At 73.0% G+C, this 17,596-nt stretch carries 16 protein-coding genes; 13 read left to right on the top strand and 3 right to left on the bottom strand.

Going from position 1 to position 17,596, the window contains the following annotated elements:
- Positions 1–41: 41 nt before the first annotated feature.
- Positions 42–1,364 (bottom strand): acetamidase/formamidase family protein, encoded by a 1,323-nt coding sequence (locus QE401_RS05845; RefSeq protein ID WP_307137322.1) that lies wholly within the window; start codon positions 1,362–1,364, stop codon positions 42–44.
- A 195-nt stretch (positions 1,365–1,559) separates the two neighbouring features.
- Here QE401_RS05845 and QE401_RS05840 point away from each other — a divergent pair, with 195 nt between their 5' ends.
- The 13 genes from QE401_RS05840 (at position 1,560) to QE401_RS05780 (ending at position 15,862) form a co-directional block, all read left to right on the top strand.
- On the top strand, positions 1,560–2,456 hold the full coding sequence (locus tag QE401_RS05840) for an ABC transporter ATP-binding protein (RefSeq protein ID WP_307137321.1): 897 nt from the start codon (positions 1,560–1,562) through the stop codon (positions 2,454–2,456).
- Positions 2,446–3,330, top strand: coding sequence for an ABC transporter permease (locus QE401_RS05835; protein ID WP_307137320.1), 885 nt, complete (start codon positions 2,446–2,448; stop codon positions 3,328–3,330). The genes QE401_RS05840 and QE401_RS05835 overlap by 11 nt, the downstream gene beginning before the upstream one ends.
- Before the next feature lie 199 nt (positions 3,331–3,529).
- Positions 3,530–4,582 (top strand): TRAP transporter substrate-binding protein, encoded by a 1,053-nt coding sequence (locus QE401_RS05830; RefSeq protein WP_307137319.1) that lies wholly within the window; start codon positions 3,530–3,532, stop codon positions 4,580–4,582.
- A gap of 68 nt (positions 4,583–4,650) precedes the next feature.
- A complete protein-coding gene (locus QE401_RS05825) occupies positions 4,651–5,163 on the top strand; it encodes a TRAP transporter small permease (protein ID WP_307137318.1) in 513 nt (170 codons plus the stop codon).
- Entirely contained in the window at positions 5,160–6,482 is a 1,323-nt protein-coding gene (locus QE401_RS05820) for a TRAP transporter large permease (RefSeq protein ID WP_307137317.1), read from the top strand. The genes QE401_RS05825 and QE401_RS05820 overlap by 4 nt, the downstream gene beginning before the upstream one ends.
- An 86-nt stretch (positions 6,483–6,568) precedes the next feature.
- The gene (pcaDC, locus tag QE401_RS05815) at positions 6,569–7,726 is read left to right on the top strand and encodes a bifunctional 3-oxoadipate enol-lactonase/4-carboxymuconolactone decarboxylase PcaDC (RefSeq protein ID WP_307137316.1); all 1,158 of its coding nucleotides are present in this window, start codon (positions 6,569–6,571) and stop codon (positions 7,724–7,726) included.
- Positions 7,727–7,766: 40 nt separating this feature from the next.
- The gene (gene pcaB, locus QE401_RS05810) at positions 7,767–9,113 is read left to right on the top strand and encodes a 3-carboxy-cis,cis-muconate cycloisomerase (protein WP_307137315.1); all 1,347 of its coding nucleotides are present in this window, start codon (positions 7,767–7,769) and stop codon (positions 9,111–9,113) included.
- Positions 9,114–9,183: 70 nt separating this feature from the next.
- Positions 9,184–9,699, top strand: coding sequence for a hypothetical protein (locus QE401_RS05805; protein ID WP_307137314.1), 516 nt, complete (start codon positions 9,184–9,186; stop codon positions 9,697–9,699).
- Positions 9,696–10,193 (top strand): hypothetical protein, encoded by a 498-nt coding sequence (locus QE401_RS05800; RefSeq protein ID WP_307137313.1) that lies wholly within the window; start codon positions 9,696–9,698, stop codon positions 10,191–10,193. Before QE401_RS05805 ends, QE401_RS05800 begins: the two co-directional genes overlap by 4 nt.
- 56 nt (positions 10,194–10,249) lie before the next feature.
- On the top strand, positions 10,250–12,754 hold the full coding sequence (locus QE401_RS05795; RefSeq protein ID WP_307137312.1) for a ligase-associated DNA damage response DEXH box helicase: 2,505 nt from the start codon (positions 10,250–10,252) through the stop codon (positions 12,752–12,754).
- Positions 12,755–12,933: 179 nt separating this feature from the next.
- A complete protein-coding gene (gene pdeM / locus QE401_RS05790; RefSeq protein ID WP_307137311.1) occupies positions 12,934–13,698 on the top strand; it encodes a ligase-associated DNA damage response endonuclease PdeM in 765 nt (254 codons plus the stop codon).
- A complete protein-coding gene (locus tag QE401_RS05785) occupies positions 13,695–15,128 on the top strand; it encodes a cryptochrome/photolyase family protein (protein WP_307137310.1) in 1,434 nt (477 codons plus the stop codon). Before pdeM ends, QE401_RS05785 begins: the two co-directional genes overlap by 4 nt.
- Positions 15,125–15,862 (top strand): metallophosphoesterase, encoded by a 738-nt coding sequence (locus tag QE401_RS05780; protein WP_307137309.1) that lies wholly within the window; start codon positions 15,125–15,127, stop codon positions 15,860–15,862. The genes QE401_RS05785 and QE401_RS05780 overlap by 4 nt, the downstream gene beginning before the upstream one ends.
- A 155-nt stretch (positions 15,863–16,017) precedes the next feature.
- Here the strand turns inward: QE401_RS05780 and QE401_RS05775 are convergent, their stop codons facing one another.
- A complete protein-coding gene (locus QE401_RS05775; protein WP_307137308.1) occupies positions 16,018–17,010 on the bottom strand; it encodes a GlxA family transcriptional regulator in 993 nt (330 codons plus the stop codon).
- Positions 17,007–17,567, bottom strand: a complete 561-nt coding sequence (locus QE401_RS05770) for an isochorismatase family protein (protein WP_307137307.1) — start codon at positions 17,565–17,567, stop codon at positions 17,007–17,009. Before QE401_RS05770 ends, QE401_RS05775 begins: the two co-directional genes overlap by 4 nt.
- Positions 17,568–17,596: the final 29 nt, after the last annotated feature.

Here is a 17,596-nt window from a genome sequence, read left to right as displayed (position 1 = left end):
TTTGTCAGGAGGAGGACGGCGCTGCCGTCCTCCGGCACCCCTCACAAACCGTATTGCTCGCGGCAGAACTGGCCGAGGCCCACCATGTCCAGCTTCGCCATCGGCGCCAGGAAGGTCACCTGGATGACGCCGGGGGCGCGACCGATCTCGATGGCGCCATTCACCGTCGCCCGGTTGCGCACCTCGGCCACGCTCATGCCGAGCAGCGTCGCCGCGCGCTGCAGCCCGTTCTCGATTGCGGCATTCATGTTGGCCGCCGTGCCGATCACCGAGATCGGCGCCAGCTCCTCCATCTCCGCCACGCCGAACCGCGCCGCCAGCACGCCGGCGCGCGCCTTCTCCTCGGCGGTGAAGGGGCGCGCCAGCGGCGGCAGATCCTCGAACAGCGGGAACAGCACCGGGCCGTCGATCGGATAGCCCTTCTTCACCTCGACCTGCAGCGTCACGCTGCCCGCCACATCCATGGTGTGGCCGGCAATCTCGCCATCGCCCTGGGCGGCGTGCATGTCGCCCATATACAGCCCGGCGCCCTTCACCTTCACCGGCGCCAGCAGGATCGCCCCCGGCCGCACCGCGTCGATGTCCATATGGCCGTCGGTCTTGTGCGCGGCCAGCTCCTCCGCCGTCAGCGCGTAGGGATGCGGCGCGCCGACCAGGAAGGCGCCGAAATCCCCGGCATTGTGGCTGTCCGGCATCGCCTTGGAGGGGCAGGTGCCGAGCTGGCCCAGGAACGGCCGCAGCCGCACCATCACCCCCGGCATGTCGGAGGGCGCGAAGGTCAGGATCGAATGCTGCCGCGACGCGTCCGGCAGTGCCGCATAGCGCTCCGCCTGATGGCCGATCGCCTCGGCCGCCTCCCGCGGCACGGTCAGCCCGACCCGCCGCGTCTCGTCGAAGGCCACCGTGTAGCCATGCACGATGGCAAACGGCGTCACCGCATTGCCGCAGGCATCGCAGCGCACCGCCTGCTGGCCGATGCCCTCCACATGCGTCTCCGGCCACAGCGTGCCGCAGGTCGGGCAGCGCGGCGCCACATAGGGGTCGCCCAGGCAGAACCCCTCCGGCGAGCTGTCATGCCCCGAGGCCGTCGCCGCCGAGGTCACGGTGATGTCGCGGATGCGGATGACGATGGCATCGCCCACCTCCGCCCCCTCGATGGCGACGGGCTGCGTCACCTCATGCCCGCCGCGCAGCCGCGGCGTGATCATCGGCCCCCAGCAGCCCGGCGCCGTGTTGGCGATGATGGTGCCGCCATTGGCGACCGGTCCCAGCATCGGCGCCTCGGGGTCCAGCACGCTGTTGGTGAAGCCGTTCACTACCAGGCTGCGCTGCGGCACGGAAGAAAGCTTGCTGCCATCCGGCATGGGGAGCCTCCTGTCTGTCGGGAGGCCAAGGCTAGGCCGGCGGACGGGGGAACGGAAAGGCCCCTGCCCCGGCCTGCCCGCCACGCGGGCGGGCTGCCACCGGCCCGGGCAGCCGCGCCGCCGGCCCGGCCCCGCCCCGCCAGGCGGCGCGCGGCGGGAGAGGCGGCCCGGTTCGCGGCCCGGTTGGCGCAAGGCTTGCTTTTCCCCACCCAGGGCTGGCATTGGCGCCGGCTTCGGGGCAGCAGCGGCGAGCGGGTGAGCATGGCGGCGACGGAACGGCCTTTCGTGGAGATCGACGCGGTCTCCATGCGCTATGGCGGGGTGGAGGGCACGCTGGCCCTCCGCGACACCACGCTCGACATCGCGCGCAGCGAATTCGTCGCGGTGGTCGGCCCCTCGGGCTGCGGCAAATCGACCCTGATGAAGCTGGTCAGCGGCCTCTGGCCCTCCAGCGCCGGCAGCGTCATCGTCGCCGGCCAGGAGGTGGACCGCCCGCTCTCCGTGGTCGGCATGGCCTTCCAGAACCCGACCCTGCTGCCCTGGCGCAACGTGCTCGACAACGTCATGCTGCCGCTCGAGGTGGTGGAGCCGCATCGCCGCCGCCTGCGCGCCCACCGCGCCGAGTATGTCGAGAAGGCGCGCCGCCTGCTCGCCATGGTCGGGCTCTCGGGCTTCGAGCAGAAATACCCGCACCAGCTCTCGGGCGGCATGCAGCAGCGCGCCAGCCTCTGCCGGGCGCTGATCCACGACCCGCAGCTGCTGATGCTGGACGAGCCCTTCGGCGCGCTCGACGTCTTCACCCGCGAGGATCTCTGGGCCCAGCTGCAGGAGGTCTGCCTGACGCTGAAGCCCACCGTCATCCTGGTCACCCACGACCTGAAGGAGGCGGTGTATCTCGCCGACCGGGTGCTGGTGATGTCCTCCCGCCCCGGGCGCATCATCGGCGAGCGGCGCGTGCCCTTCGCCCGGCCGCGCCGGCTGGACGACACCTACAGCGCCGAGTTCCAGGCCCTGGTGCATGAGCTGCGCGACCGCATCAACGCCGCCCGCCAGGGCGACGGCGCCGGCCAGGAGACCGACCATGCCGCATGATCCCGCCGCCGGCCCCTCGCCCGCCGACCGCGCCGCCCGCGGCGCCGCCAATGCCCGGCGGGTGCAGGCCATGGCCGCCGCCGCCCGCCGCCGTCGCCGGCTGCAGAAGCTGCTGCCCTGGCTGGTGATCCTGGCCGCCTTCCTGCTGTGGGAGGCCGCGGTGGTGGCGCTGAAGGTCGATCCCTTCATCCTGCCCGCCCCCTCCGCCATCGCCGCCAGCATGGTGCAATGGTGGCACCCGCTGCTGGACAATGCCTGGCAGACGCTGATGACGACGCTGGCCGGCTTCGCGCTCGCCATCGTCTTCGGGCTGGCGCTCGGCGTGCTGATCGGCTCCTCGGCGCTGCTCTATCACGGGCTCTACCCGCTGCTGATCGGCTTCAACTCGGTGCCCAAGGTGGCCGTGGTGCCGGTGCTGGTGATCTGGTTCGGCATCGGCACCGTGCCCGCCATCATCACCGCCTTCCTGATCAGCTTCTTCCCCATCGTGGTGAATGTCGCGACCGGCATCGCGACGGTGGAGCCCGAGCTGCGCGACGTGCTGCGCGCGCTCGGCGCCAGGCAGACCGACATCATCCGGAAGGTCGGTCTGCCGCGGGCGATGCCCTATTTCTTCGCCTCGCTGAAGATCGCCATCACGGTCGCCTTCGTCGGCTCGATCCTGGCCGAGACGGTGGCCGCCAACAAGGGAATCGGCCAGCTGATGATGCTGGCCTCCAGCCGCTTCGACGTGCCGCTGGTCTTCGCCGGGCTGATGGTCACCGCCATCATGGGCGTGGCCATGTATGGTGTCGCCGTCGCCATCGAGGAGCGCACCACCGGCTGGGCGATGCGCGGCCAGGCCGACCAGAACGTCGCCAGCCTGACCGGCTGAGCCGCGCCCGCGGCACGGGCGGCCCCGCCGCCCGCCCCGCATCCCGGCCGCCCTCCGGACGCAGTCCGGACCGGCCATCGCCCCCCGCGTGATGCCGCGACCGTGATTGTCGTTGGAATCCGGCCACGACCTCGTTTAGTTTGACCCCCATCCAATCGGCCGACCAAGCGGCCGCCAAGAATCCTGGGGAACAACGTCCATGGTGCAACGTCGCCAACTGCTCGGGCTGGCCCCGGCGCTCGCCGCCGGCCTCGCCGCCCCTGCCCTGCTCGCGCCCCGCGCCGCCCGCGCCGATGAGGTGACGCTGCGGCTGCATCACTTCCTGCCCGCCGTCTCCAACGTCCATCGCAACTTCCTGCAGCCCTGGGCGCGCAAGGTCGAGGAAGCCTCGCAGGGCAGGCTGAAGATCCGCATCTTCCCGGCCATGCAGCTGGGCGGCGCGCCGCCGCAGCTCTACGACCAGGCGCGCGACGGCGTCGCCGACATCGTCTGGACCCTGCCAGGCTACACCGCCGGCCGCTTCCCGCGCATCGAGGTGCTGGAGCTGCCCTTCATCGCCAATCGCAGCGGCCTGTCCAATGCGCGCGCCACCCAGGCCTTCGCCGAGCGCCATCTGGCGCAGGAATTCGCCGAGGTGCAGCCGCTGCTGTTCTGGTCGCATGATGGCGGGCTGATCCATTCCCGCAACCCGGTGCGCCGGCTCGAGGATCTGCGCGGGCTGAAGCTGCGCTTCCCGACGCGCCAGGCGGGCGAGGGGCTGCGCGCGCTGGGCGCCGCGCCCGTCGGCATGCCGGTGCCGCAGGTGCCCGAGGCGCTGAGCCAGGGCGTGCTGGATGGCGCCGTGGTGCCGTGGGAGGTGGTGCCCTCGATCAAGCTGCAGGAGCTGGTGCGCAACCACACCGCCTTCCCCGGCAGCCCGACCTTCTATGTCGCCACCAACGTGCTGGCGATGAACAAGGCGAAGTACCAGTCCCTGCCGGCGGATCTGCGCGCCGTGCTGGATGCGCAATCCGGCCAGGCCGCCGCCGCCATGGTCGGCGCCATGCTGGATGAGCAGGCGGTCACCGTCTCCGACATGGCCCGCCGCCGCGGCAACACGCTGATCGAGCTGGAGGCGGCCGAGGTGGCGCGCTGGCGCGAGGCCTGCCGCCCGGTGACCGAGGCGTGGCTGGCGCAGATGCGCGAGCGCGGCGTCGATGGCGCGGCGCTGCTGGCCGATGCGCAGGGCCTGTTCCGCCAATACGCCGCCTGACCGGGCCGGGGCGCCGGCGCGGCGCCCCCTCCCTCCCCTGCGCGTCCCCCCTTCAGGATGATCCAGGCATGAGTGCCGAGACCAAGCCGCCGCGCGGCCCCGTGGCGCGCCTCGCCCAGGCGCTGATGCTGGCCGGCAGCGCCCTGCTGCTGGCCACCGCCCTGCTGACCACGGCCAGCGTGCTGCGCCGCTGGCTGGCCGGCCAGCCCATCCCGGGCGATTTCGAGCTGGTGCAGATGGGCTCCGGCCTCGCCGTCTTCGGCTTCCTCGCCTATGGCACGCTGCTGCGCGCCAACATCCTGGTCGACAGTTTCACGGGCTGGCTGCCGGAGCGGGTGCGCGACGCCATGGACGGGTTCTGGAACCTGGTCTGGGGCGTGGCCTCGCTGCTGCTGGCCTGGCGCATGTCGCTCGGCGCGCTGGACGCGCTGCACAGCGACACCCGCAGCATGGTGCTCTCCACTCCGATCTGGTGGGCGATCGGGCTCGGCGCCCTGGCCTTCGCCGCCACCGCGCTGGCGGCGCTCGCCTGGGCCTGGCGCCTGGTGGCCGGCCGCCGCGCCCCGGGAAGCCACGCATGAGCGAGGAATTCCTGCAGGCCGGGCTCGGCTTCGCCGCCATGCTGCTGCTGATCGTGCTGCGCGCGCCGGTCGGGCTCGCCATGCTGCTGGTCGGCGCCGTGGGCTACCAGCAGATCGTCGGCTGGGAGGTGCTGGCCAACTACCTGAAGGCCACGCCCTATCATCTGTTCGCCAACTACACCCTGTCGGTGATCCCGCTCTTCATCCTGATGGGCGCCATCGCCGAGCGCGGCGGGCTGGCACGCGACCTGTTCACCGCCGCCCAGGCGCTGGTCGGGCAGCGGCGCGGGGGCCTGGCCATCGGCGTCATCGGCGCCTGCGCGGCGTTCGGCGCGGTCTGCGGCTCCTCGGTCGCCACCACCGCCACCTTCGGCCGCGCCGCCCTGCCGGAGCTGCGGCGCTACAATTACGATCTCGGCCTCGCCACCGGCACCATCGCGGTGGGCGGCACGCTGGGCATCCTGATCCCGCCCAGCGTCATCCTGGTCGTCTATGCCATCAGCACCGAGCAGAACATCGCCAAGCTGTTCATGGCGGCTTTGGTGCCGGGGCTGATCGCCACCGGCTTCTACATGCTGGCGGTGGTGATCCAGGCGCGCCGCAACCCGGAAGCCATGCCGCCGGCGCCGCCGCTCTCGGCCGCCGAGAAGCGCGCCGCGCTGCGCAATGTCGTCCCCGTGCTGCTGATCGCCGCCACCGTGGTGGGCGGCATCTATGGCGGCATCTTCACGCCCACCGAGAGTGCCGCGGTGGGTGTGGTCGCCACCCTCGCCGTGGCGCTGGCGCGGCGCAGCCTGTCGGGGGCGCAGCTGCTCGACGCGCTGCGCGGCACCGCCGAGACGACCGCGATGATCTTCGCCATCCTGCTCGGCGCCGAGGTGTTCAACGCCTTCCTGGCGCTGACCCAGGCGCCGGACCTGCTGGCCGAATGGATCACCGCCCAGGACCTGCCGGCCTATGGCGTGCTGGCGCTGCTGCTGCTCAGCTACATCGTGCTCGGCGCGGTGATGGACGAGCTGGCGATGATCCTGCTGACCCTGCCGGTCTTCTTCCCCGTCGTCACCGCGCTCGATTTCGGCCTCTCGCCGGAGGAGACGGCGATCTGGTTCGGCATCCTGGTGCTGGTGGTGGTGGGCATCGGCCTGACCGCGCCGCCGATCGGGCTGAATGTCTTCGTCATCGCGGCGCTGGCCCGCGACGTGCCGATGGCGCGCATCTATCGCGGCGTCATGCCCTATCTGGCGATGGATGTGCTGCGGCTGCTGCTCTGCCTGGCCTTCCCGGCGCTGTCGCTCTCCCTGGTGCGCTGGCTGAGCTGAAACCTGGCCATTGGGGGATTGACCGCCGCCCGGCCGGAGGCGACGGTCCGCGCGACCGACTGACATCGCAGAACGAGGCGCGGCCCATGTTCCTTCAGATCGACGATCTCCTGGTGCATTGCGTGGTGGAGGGGCCGGAGGAGGCGCCTCCCCTGCTGCTGCTGCACTCCATCGGCACCAGCCTGCATGTCTGGGACCCGCAGATGGCGGCGCTCACCCGCCGCTACCGGGTGATCCGCGTCGACCTGCGCGGCCATGGGCTGACCGGCGTGAGCCCCGGCGATTACGGCATGGCGCGGCTGGCGCGCGACGCCATCGCGGTGCTGGACGCGCTCGGCATCGCCAGCGCGCATGTCGGCGGCCTGTCGATCGGCGGCCGCATCGCGCTGGAAATGGCGGCGCTGGCGCCGGAGCGCGTCGCCTCGCTGCTGCTGGTCTGCACCGCCCTCGAATTCCCCGACCCCGCCACCTGGCAGGCGCGCATCGAGGCGGTGCGCCAGGACGGCACCGCCGCGCTGGTGGAGACGGTGATGCCGCGCTGGGTGGCGCAGCCGGAGGCGCCGGACGGGCTCGGCCTGCGCGCCATGCTGCTGCGCACCGACCGCGCCGGCTATGCCGGGGCCGCCGCCGCGCTGCGCGACGCCCGCGCCGCCGATCTGCCGCCGCGCTTCGCCCAGCCCGCCACCATCATCGCCGGCGAGGCCGACCCGGCGGTGCCGGAGGCGGCGCTGAAGGCGCTGCGCGGCCGCTGCCGCGGCGCCACCCTGGTCAGCCTGCCCTGCCAGCACATCCCGAATTACGAGGAAGCGGCGGCGGTCAGCCGCGCCATGCTGGCGCATCTGGACGGGCTGGTGGAGGCGCCGGCCAATCTGCTGCGCGCCGGCCAGGAAGTGCGCAAGGCGGTGCTGGGCGAGGCGCATGTGGCGCGCGCCGCCGCCGCCGCCACGGCGCTGGACCGCCCCTTCCAGGACTACATCACGCGCAATGTCTGGGGCCAGATCTGGACCCGCCCCGGCCTGCCGCGCCACAGCCGCAGCCTGCTGACGCTGGCGATGATGGCCGCGCTCGGCCGGCATGAGGAATTCGTGCTGCATGTGAAGGCCACGCGGCAGACCGGCGTGACACCGGAGGAGCTGTCCGAGGTTCTGCTGCAGGTGGGCGCCTATGCCGGCGTGCCGGCGGCCAACCACGCGCTGAAGCTGGCCAAGCAGGCCTATCAGGAGATGGAGGCGGCGGCGGGCTGAGCCCCGCCCCGCCTTCGCCTCTGCCACGGGAGAAACGCCGATGCTGTCCGTCAACCCCGCCGATGGCGCGGTCCTCTCCGTGCTCTACGGCACCGACGCCATGCGCGCCCTGGTGGGGGAGCGCGCCTTCCTCGCCCGCATGCTGGAGGTGGAGGCGGCGCTGGCCCGCGCCCAGGCCAGGCTCGGTATCATCCCGGCCGAGGCCGCCGCCGCCATCACCGAGGCGGCGCAGGTCGAGAAGCTGGACCTGCCGGCGCTGGCCCGGGCCACGCGCAACACCGGCTATCCGGTGGTCGGGCTGGTCAGGCAGCTCTCGGCGCTGGCCGGCGCCGAGGCCGGGCGCTGGACGCATTGGGGCGCGACGACCCAGGACATCATCGACACCGCCATTGTCCTGCAGCTGCGCGAGGCCTTCGCCCTGATCGATGCCGATCTGGCGCGGCTGAACGCGGCGCTCGGCGCCCGGGCGATCGAGCACCGCGACACGGTGATGGCCGGCCGCACCCATCTGCAGCACGCCCTGCCGCTGACCTTCGGCTACAAATGCGCCATCTGGCTGTCGCCGCTGATCACCATGCGCGAGCGCATCGCCCAGGCGCTGCCGCGCCTGCTGAAGGTGCAGTTCGGCGGCGCCGCCGGCACGCTGGCCTCGCTCGGCGACCAGGGGCTGGCGGTGGCGGAGGGGCTGGCGGCGGAGCTCGACCTCGCCCTGCCGGACGCGCCCTGGCATGTGGCGCGCGACGGCATGGCGGAGGCGGTCTGCCTGCTCGGCCTGCTGACCGGCGCGCTGTCGAAATTCGCCACCGACATCATGCTGCTGATGCAGACCGAGGTCGCGGAGGTGTTCGAGCCGCATGCGCCGGGCCGCGGCGGCTCCTCCACCATGCCGCAGAAGCGCAACCCGATCGCCTGCGAATATGTCCTGGCCCAGGCGCGCGGCGTGCACGCGCTGGTGCCGCAGATGCTGGCCGCCATGGCGGTGGACCAGGAGCGCGGCACCGGCCCCTGGCAGGCCGAGCCGCTGGCCCTGCCGCAGGCCTTCACCCTGGCGCATGGCGCGCTGGACCAGGCGCGCTTCATCGCCGAGGGCATGGTGGTGGACGCCACCCGCATGCGCCGCAACCTGGATTCCACCGGCGGGCTGATCGTGGCCGAGGCGGTGATGATGGGCCTCGCCCCGCATATCGGCCGTGGCGGCGCGCATGACGCGGTGCACCATGCCTGCGATGTGGCGCTGGAAGAAGGAATCCCGCTGGCCGAGGCGCTGGCGCGCGATGCCTGCGTCACCGGCGCCATTTCGGCCGAGGAGATCGCCCGGCTGACCGACCCGTCGCATTATCTCGGCAGCGCCCAGGCCTTCATCGACCGGGTGCTGGCGCGGCTCTGAGGGCGCCGGGCGGGCGCCGCTCAAGATCGCGTGGCTTTCCTTGCGGGGCCGCGGCGGTAGCATGGGGCGCATGACGCCCCGCCGCCGCCCCGCCGCCGCCCTGCTGCTCGCCAGCCTGCTTGCCCTGACCGGCTGCGATTCGCTGGTGAATGAAGGCTCGGCGGAGCTGGCGGGCGTCGGCAGCGCCGCCCTGGCCGGCGCGGTGACGCGCGACACCGCCATCACCGCCGGCATCGGTGTCGGCGTGCTGTCGGCGACGCGGGCCGGGCTCAACTACACGCGCCGCAAGCTGCAGCAGGCCGAGCAGGACAGCATCGCCGCCGCCGCCGGGCCGCTGCGGCCGGGGGCGGTCGCCCGCTGGTCGGTCAACCACAGCAACCCGATGGGCACCGACCATGCCGGCCAGGTCGCCATCAGCCGCGAGATCGGCGCGCTGGGCTTGACCTGCCGCGAGATCGTCTTCTCCGTCACCGGCGATGTCGAGGCGGAGACCGAGTTCTTCACCGCCATCATCTGCCGCCAGGGCGAGCGCTGGAAATGGGCCAGCGCCGAACCCGCCACCGAGCGCTGGGGCTCGCTGCAGTGAGGCGCCGCGCGGCGCTGCTGGCGCTGCTGGCCGCCCCCCTGCTGTCGGGCTGCGAGCTGGCCGGCGGCATCGCCGGCGGCGTCAGCGGCGCCGCCAGCGGCACGCTCAGCGGCAATGCGGCGGTGGGCTATGCGGTGGGTGTGGGCGTGCGGGCGGCGACCGACGCCGCCGTCAATGCCTGGCTGCGCCGGCTGCAGCGCGCCGAGCAGACCGCCATCGCCGAGGCCGCCGGCAGCATGGCCCCGGGCGAGAGCCGGCCCTGGCGCGTCGAGCATGGCCTGCCCTTCGGCTGGCGCGACAATGCCGGCCAGCTGGCGGTGACGCGGGAGATCGACACGCCGCTGGTGCTGTGCCGGGAGGTGCTGTTCTCGGTGCAGGAGAAGCCCGATTCGCCGCCCGAGGGCGTGTTTGTCGCCACCGCCTGCCGGCAATCCGGCGGCTGGCGCTGGGCGGGGGCGGAGCCCTCGGTCGCGCGCTGGCGCTACCTGCAATAGCCGCCCCCTCTCCTCCCCCTTCCCCGCCCCACCGGGCCGGTCCATATGGAGGGCGGATGCGAACATTACCGGAACCCTTCGCCGCCTGGTTCGCCGCGCGCGGCTGGACCCCGCGCCCGCACCAGCTGGCCATGCTGGAGGCGGCGGAGGCCGGCGAATCGGCGCTGCTGATCGCGCCCACCGGCGGCGGCAAGACGCTGGCCGGCTTCCTGCCCAGCCTGATCGACCTGCACCGCGCCCCGCGCGAGGGGCTGCACACAATCTACATCTCGCCGCTGAAGGCGCTGGCGGTGGACATCGCCCGCAACCTGATGGCGCCGGTGGAGGAGATGGGCCTCGATCTGCGCATCGAGACCCGCACCGGCGACACCCCCGCCAACCGCCGCGCCCGGCAGCGGGAGCGCCCGCCGCAGATCCTGCTGACCACGCCGGAAAGCCTGGAGCTGCTGCTCTCCCTGCCCGATGCCGGGGAGATCTTCGGCAACCTCGCCTGCGCCGTGGTGGATGAGGTGCATGCGCTGGCCGGCACCAAGCGCGGCGACCAGCTGGCGCTGGGCCTGGCCCGGCTGTCGCGCCTCGCGCCCGGGCTGCGGCGGGTCGGGCTGTCGGCGACGGTCGCGCATCCGGACGCCATCGCCGCCTGGGTCTCGCCCGAGGCCGATCCCGCCAGTGTGCGCCAGGTGCGCGCCAGCGGCGGCGCGGCACCCTCGCTCGAGGTGCTGCTGCCCGAGGGGCGGCTGCCCTGGGGCGGGCATATGGGCCTGGCCTCGATGCCCGATGTCTATCAGCGGCTGACCGGCGCCGGGGTGACCATCATCTTCGTCAACACCCGCGCCCAGGCGGAGCTCTGCTTCGCCGCGCTCTGGCGGCTGAACGAGGAGAATCTGCCGATCGCCCTGCACCATGGCTCGCTCACCGTCGAGCAGCGGCGCAAGGTCGAGGCGGCGATGGCCGCCGGAAGGCTGCGCGCCGTGGTGGCGACGGCCTCGCTCGATCTCGGCATCGACTGGGGCGCGGTGGACCAGGTGATCCAGGTTGGAGCGCCGAAGGGTGTGGCGCGGCTGCTGCAGCGTGTCGGCCGCGCCAATCACCGCATGGATGAGCCCTCGCGCGCCGTGCTGGTGCCGGCCAACCGCTTCGAGGTGATCGAGTGCCGCGCCGCCATCCAGGCGGTCGGCGCCGGCGAGGTGGATGGCGAGCCGCCCCGCCCCGGCGGGCTCGACGTGCTGGCGCAGCATGTGCTGGCCATGGCCTGCCACGCCCCCTTCCACCCCGACGAGCTGTATGCGGAGGTGCGGCGCAGCCAGCCCTATGCCGGGCTGTCGCGCCGCGATTTCGACGATGTGCTGCGCTTCGTCGAGGATGGCGGCTACGCCCTCTCCGGCTATGAGCGCTACCGCAAGCTGTTCCGCGACGCCGAGGGGCTGGTGCATATCCGTGGCGAGCGGGTGGCGCGGCAGCTGCGGATGAATCTCGGCACCATCGTCGAGACGCCGCTGGTCAAGGTGCGGCTGCGCGGCGGGCCGATGCTGGGCGAGGTGGAGGAATGGTTCGCCTCCACCCTCGAACCCGGCGACAATTTTTTGTTCGCGGGCCAGGTGCTGCGTTACGAGCGGCTGGATCCCGGGACCGTGGTGGTCAGCCGTGGCGGGGAGGGCGAGCCGCGCGTGCCCGCCTATGCCGGCGCCCGCATGCCGCTCTCCACCCATCTCGCCGCGCGGGTGCGCGCCATCCTGGCCGAGCCGCGCAGCTGGCGCGCCTTGCCCGCCCCGGTGCAGGACTGGCTGCGGCTGCAGCGCAAGGTCTCCGAGCTGCCGCCGGCCGAGGGGCTGCTGGTCGAGAGCTTTCCGCGCGGCGGCCGCTTCTTCCTCGTCGCCTATTGCTTCGAGGGGCGGCTGGCGCATCAGACGCTGGGCATGCTGCTGACAAGGCGGATGGAGCGGCTCGGCCTCGGCCCGCTCGGCTTCCTCGGCACCGATTATGTGCTGGCGGCCTGGAGCGCCTTCCCCGCCCCCGACATGGACGCGCTGTTCTCCGAGGATCTGCTGGGCGAGGAGCTGGAGGAATGGATGGCCGACAGCTCGATGCTGCGTCGCTCCTTCCGCAACATCGCCACCATTGCCGGGCTGCTGGAGAAGAACCATCCGGGCGCCGAGAAATCCGGCCGCCAGATGACCATGGGCGCCGACCTGATCTACGATGTGCTGCGCCGGCACGAGCCCGACCACATCCTGCTGCGCGCGACCCGGGCCGAGGCCGCCTCGGGCCTGACCGATGTGGCGCGCATCGGCGCGCTGCTGGCGCGCATCCAGGGCCGCATCCGGCATGTGGAGCTCGACCGGGTCTCGCCGCTGGCCGTGCCGGCGCTGATCGAGGAGGGGCGCGAATGGGTCTCCGGCACCGCCGAGGATGCGCTGCTGGCCGAGGCCACCGCCCTGGTCGAGGAGGCCACCGACGGGGCCGAGCATTTCACCGGCAGCCTGGGGCTGGAGGAGCAGCTGCCCGCCAACCCGCCGGCCCAGCGCGAGCGCCGGCGCGGCCGCGAGCGCCGCCGGCGCTGAGCCGCCGCCCCGGCTTCCCCCGGCCCCGCCGGCGGCCGGCCATCCCCCGCCACGCCCTGGCTGCCTTCCCCCGGCGCACCGGCCGGGCAGGGCCGCCCGCCCGCCTCCCTTGCGCCGCGGCAATGTGTCGAAAAAAGGGCTTTTACGGGGGGGCGGTGCGCGCTAACGCGTTCTGAGACATGATTTCCGCGCCTCTGCATCTCGCCGGCGAACGCCTGGCCCTGGACCCGGCCGGCGCGCTGCACTGGCCCGCCCGCAAGCTGCTGGTCCTCTCCGACCTGCATCTGGAGAAGGGCAGCCATTTCGCCCGGCGCGGCCAGCTGGTGCCGCCCTATGACACGCGGGAGACGCTGGCGCGGCTGGCCCCGCTGCTGCGCCGCTACAGCGTCGCGCATCTGGTCTTCCTGGGCGACAGCTTCCACGATGGCGAGGGCGCGTCCCGCCTGCTGCCGCCCGACCGCGCCGCGCTGCTGCACCTGCTGGAGGGGCGCGAGGTCACCTGGGTGCTGGGCAATCACGACCCCGCCCCGCCCGCCGATCTGCCCGGCCAGGCGGTGGCGGAGCTGCGCCTGGGCCCGCTGGTGTTCCGGCATGAGGGCCTGCCTGGCCCGGCGGCGGGCTTTGAGCTGTCCGGCCATTTCCACCCCAAGGCCAGCGTGGCGACACGCTGCGGCGCGGTGGAGCGGCCCTGCTTCCTGGCCGATGCGCGGCGTGTGCTGCTGCCGGCCTTCGGCGCCTATACCGGGGGCCTCGCCATCACCGCGCCGCCGGTCGCGGCGCTGTTCCCGCGCGGCGGGCGCGCCTTCCTGCTGGGGCGCGACCGGCTCTACAGCACCGCCATCGGGCCGATGAAGCATCTGGCCGCCGCAGCCTCCGCCGCCGCCGAGCCGGCCGCCAGGCGCAGCCTGGGCAAGCCGGTGCGGGTGCCGATATCGGTGCCATGAGCCGAACCCCGCCCCCCGCCCTGCTCTGGCTGCGCCAGGATCTCCGCACCGCCGACCACCCTGCTTTGCACGCCGTGGCGGAGCAGCCGGTGCTGCCCGTCTATGTGCTGGATGAGAGCGACCCCTGGGCGCCCGGCGGCGCCGCGCGCTGGTGGCTGCACCACAGCCTGGACGCGCTGGGCGAAAAACTCGCCGCCCTGGGCGCGCCCCTGCTGCTGCTGCGCGGCAAGGCCGCCGATCTCATCCCCGAACTGGCCGAAGCCCTGGGCGCCACCGAGGTGCATGCCAGCCGCCTCTACGAGCCCTGGGCGCGGCAGCGCGATGCCGGCATCGCCGCGGCGCTGGAGGGCCAGGGCCGCAAGCTCCACCTGCACAGCGGCGCCACGCTGCTGGAGCCGCACCGTCTGCGCACCGGCCAGGGCAAGCCCTATTCGGTCTATACCCCCTTCGCCCGCGCGGTGCTGGCGCTCGGCGACCCGCCGCCGCCGATTCCGGCGCCGAAGACGCTGCGCCCCGCCCCGCCGCCGCGAAAGGGCCTGGCGCTGGAGGCGCTGGACTTGCTGCCGCGCCCGCCCCAGCCCGACTGGGCCGCTGCCTTCCCCGAATACTGGACCCCTGGCGAGGCTGGCGCCGCCGCCCGGCTGCGAGACTTCGCCGCCGAGGCCGCCGAGGGCTATGAGCGCGGCCGCGACATCCCCGGCGAGGATCTGACCGCCCGCCTCTCCCCGCATCTGCACTGGGGCGAGGTCTCACCGCGCCAGGCCTGGCACGCGGTGGCCGAGGGCGGCAAATCCGGCGGCCACCTCACCTGGCTGAAGGAGATCCTCTGGCGCGAATTCGCCTATCACACGCTGTGGCACCGGACCGAGCTGCCGGACACGCCGCTGCGGCCCGAATTCGCCGACTTCCCCTGGCAGCCGGATGACAAGCTTCTGCAGGCCTGGCAGCAGGGGCAAACCGGCTACCCGATCGTCGATGCCGGGCTGCGCCAGCTCTGGCGGCATGGCTGGATGCACAACCGGGTGCGCATGGTGGTGGGCAGCCTGCTGGTGAAGCATCTGCTGCAGCCCTGGCAGCAGGGCAGCCTGTGGTTCTGGGACACGCTGGTGGATGCCGACCTCGCCGCCAACAGCATGAACTGGCAATGGGTGGCGGGCAGCGGCATCGACGCCTCACCCTATTTTCGCATCTTCAACCCGATCCTGCAGGGCGAGAAATTCGACCCCGAGGGCCGCTATGTGCGCCATTTCGTGCCCGAGCTGGCGCGGCTGCCGGATGCCTGGCTGCACAAGCCCTGGCAGGCGCCGCCCGAGGTGCTGCGCGCCGCGGGTCTGCGCCTCGGCCAGGACTACCCGGCCCCCATCGTCGATCACGAGGGCGGGCGCAAGCGGGCGCTGGCCGCCCTTCAGGCGTTGAAGGCGGCGGAATGATGCTGCCCGCTAACCACCTGCTCTCCCGGCTCAAGCGCGACTTCAAGGGTCTGCGGGTGGTGGGCGACGTGCATGGCGATTCCCGCGCCTTCGAGGCCGCCATCCAGGGCGCCGCCGAGAAGCGCTTCTTCGTGCTGCAGCTGGGCGACCTGACCGATCGCGGCCCGGACAATCCCGGCACGCTGCGCCAGGCGCTGGCGCTGCTGGACAGCGGACAGGGGATGTTCATCCTCGGCAATCACGACCACAAGCTGCGCCGGGCGCTGTCCGGCGCGCTGGTGCGCCCGGATCCCGAGGGCCTGGGCATCACCCTGGCCCAGCTGGACGAGGCGCCGGATGGCGAGGCGCTGAAGGCCCGGGCGCTGGAGGCCATCGCCGCGGCGCCGGCCTGGCTGCGCCTCGGCCCCTGGCTGTTCGTGCATGGCGGCTTCCATCCGCGCATGCTGCGCGAGCCCTCGCCGCAGGAGGCCGGCAGCCACAAGCCCGATGGCCTGGTGCCGCGCGCCCTGTTCGGCCAGGTGACCAGCCGCACCCGCGCCGATGGCTATCCCGAGCGGCTGCACAATTGGGTGCACCGCATCCCCTCCGGCATCACCGTCTATTGCGGGCATGAGCTGCGCTCGACCGATGGCCGCCCCTATGTCGCGGTCTCCGCCGCCGGCGGCCGCGCCGTGTTCCTCGACACCGGCGCCGGCAAGGGCGGCCACCTCTCCTGGATCGACCTCCCCTGGTGATTTTTTCGGGCTGCCGCGGTCGGGTGGAGAGGCGGGCCGCTTCACGGATGGCGGGGTCTGGGGGGACCCTGTCCCCCCAGCCTTTTCTTTCGTGCTTTTCTTTCAGGCTGCCGCTGCCTCGTTGAGAGGCGGGACGCGGCAATCCCGGCCGGTCGCTAGCCGGCCACCGAGGTCCGCAGCCGGCCCGGCGACAGCGCATGGTGGCGTGCCCAGGCGCGGCGGAACTGGCGCAGCGAGGCGAAGCCGGCGCGCTCCGCCACATGCTCCAGATCGAGCTTCGAGCCGGTGACCAGCTGGTGCGCCAGCGCCACGCGCAGCCGGTTGACGTAGTCGGTCACGCTCATGCCCGTGTGCTCGTTGAACAGGCGGGAGAGGTTGCGCGGGCTGGCGCCGGCGATGCGCGCCAGCGCCGCCACCGACCAGGGATGCGCGGGCTCCGCCAGGATGGCGTCCTGGGCGCGGTGGATGGCGGGGTGGATATGGTTGCGCCCCTCCAGCCAGGGGGAGAGCTGCGGGTCCGCGCCGCCGCGCCGCAGATACACCACCAGGTAGCGCGCCACGGCCAGCGCCACCTCATGCCCGGCCTCGCGCGCCAGCAGATGCAGCATCAGATCCATGCCGGCGGTGACGCCGGCGGTGGTCAGCCGCTCCCCGGATTCGACGAAAAGCCGGTTTTCCAGCACGCGCGCGGCCGGGGCCAGGCGGATCAGCGCCGGGATGGTGGCGTGGTGGGTGGTGCAGGCATGGCCGTCCAGCAGCCCGGCGCGGGCCGCCAGCAGCGCGCCGGAGCAGATCGACATCAGCCGGTGGCCGGGCCGCACCATGCGCGCCAGCCAGGCGACGATCTCCTCCTCCTGCCGCGCTTCCTCCGCATCGGCCGGGGGGCCGCCGATCGGCAGGTCGGCGGCGCCCGGCAGCAGCAGCAGCGCGCCTTGCGGCACCGCCTTGGGCAGCGGCGCCAGCCCGGCCAGCTCCAGCCCGACCGAGCTGCGCGCCACCCCCGCCGGCGCGTGGTAGGCGACGCTGAAGCGCAGCGCCTGCTGCTCCAGATTGGCCTTGCGCAGCACCTCCACGGGGCCGGCGATGTCGAGCAGCAGCACGCGCGGCGGCACGATCACCAGCACCGGGATGTGCCGCGCCCCGCTCATGCGGCGCGGCGCTCCGGCGCGCCGGCCAGCGCCTGCTCCACCGTGGCGATGCGGGCGAAGCGGCCGGCCAGCACCAGCTCGGTGCGGGCGCGGATCTCGGCGGCGCTCCAGGCGCGGCCGGCGGCGTCGGTCATCGGGAAGGTCAGCGTCGCCTCGGCCACGAAATCCACCGCATAGCCGAGATCGGAGGCGTGGCGGGTGGTGGTCTCGCAGCATTGCTCGGTGCGGATGCCGGAGACGATCAGGCGGTGGATGCCGCGGGTGTTCAGCCAGACATCCAGCCCGCTATTGACCAGCGCGCTGTGGCGGCGCTTGCGGAACACCGCCTCGGGCGCCAGGCGCAGCGGCGCCAGGGTGCGCACGAAGCCCGAGGCTTCGGAGAAGGGCCCGGCCTCGCTGACATGGAACACCTGCAGCACCGGCAGGCCGGCGGCGACGGCGCCGTCGATCAGCGCCTGCTGGCGCTCCAGATAGGCGGGCAGGTCGTCCTCGCGGAAATAGGCGGCGTGGCGGAAAGACTCCTGCGCGTCGATGACGAGGAGGGCGGTGCCGGTCATGTCCCATGCTCCTGCGGAAGGTGACCGCG

Source organism: Pseudoroseomonas cervicalis (assembly GCF_030818485.1).
Taxonomy (GTDB): domain Bacteria; phylum Pseudomonadota; class Alphaproteobacteria; order Acetobacterales; family Acetobacteraceae; genus Pseudoroseomonas; species Pseudoroseomonas cervicalis_A.
The sequence above is the reverse complement of the archived record's forward strand: the minus strand, read 5'-3'. Positions and strand labels throughout refer to the sequence as shown.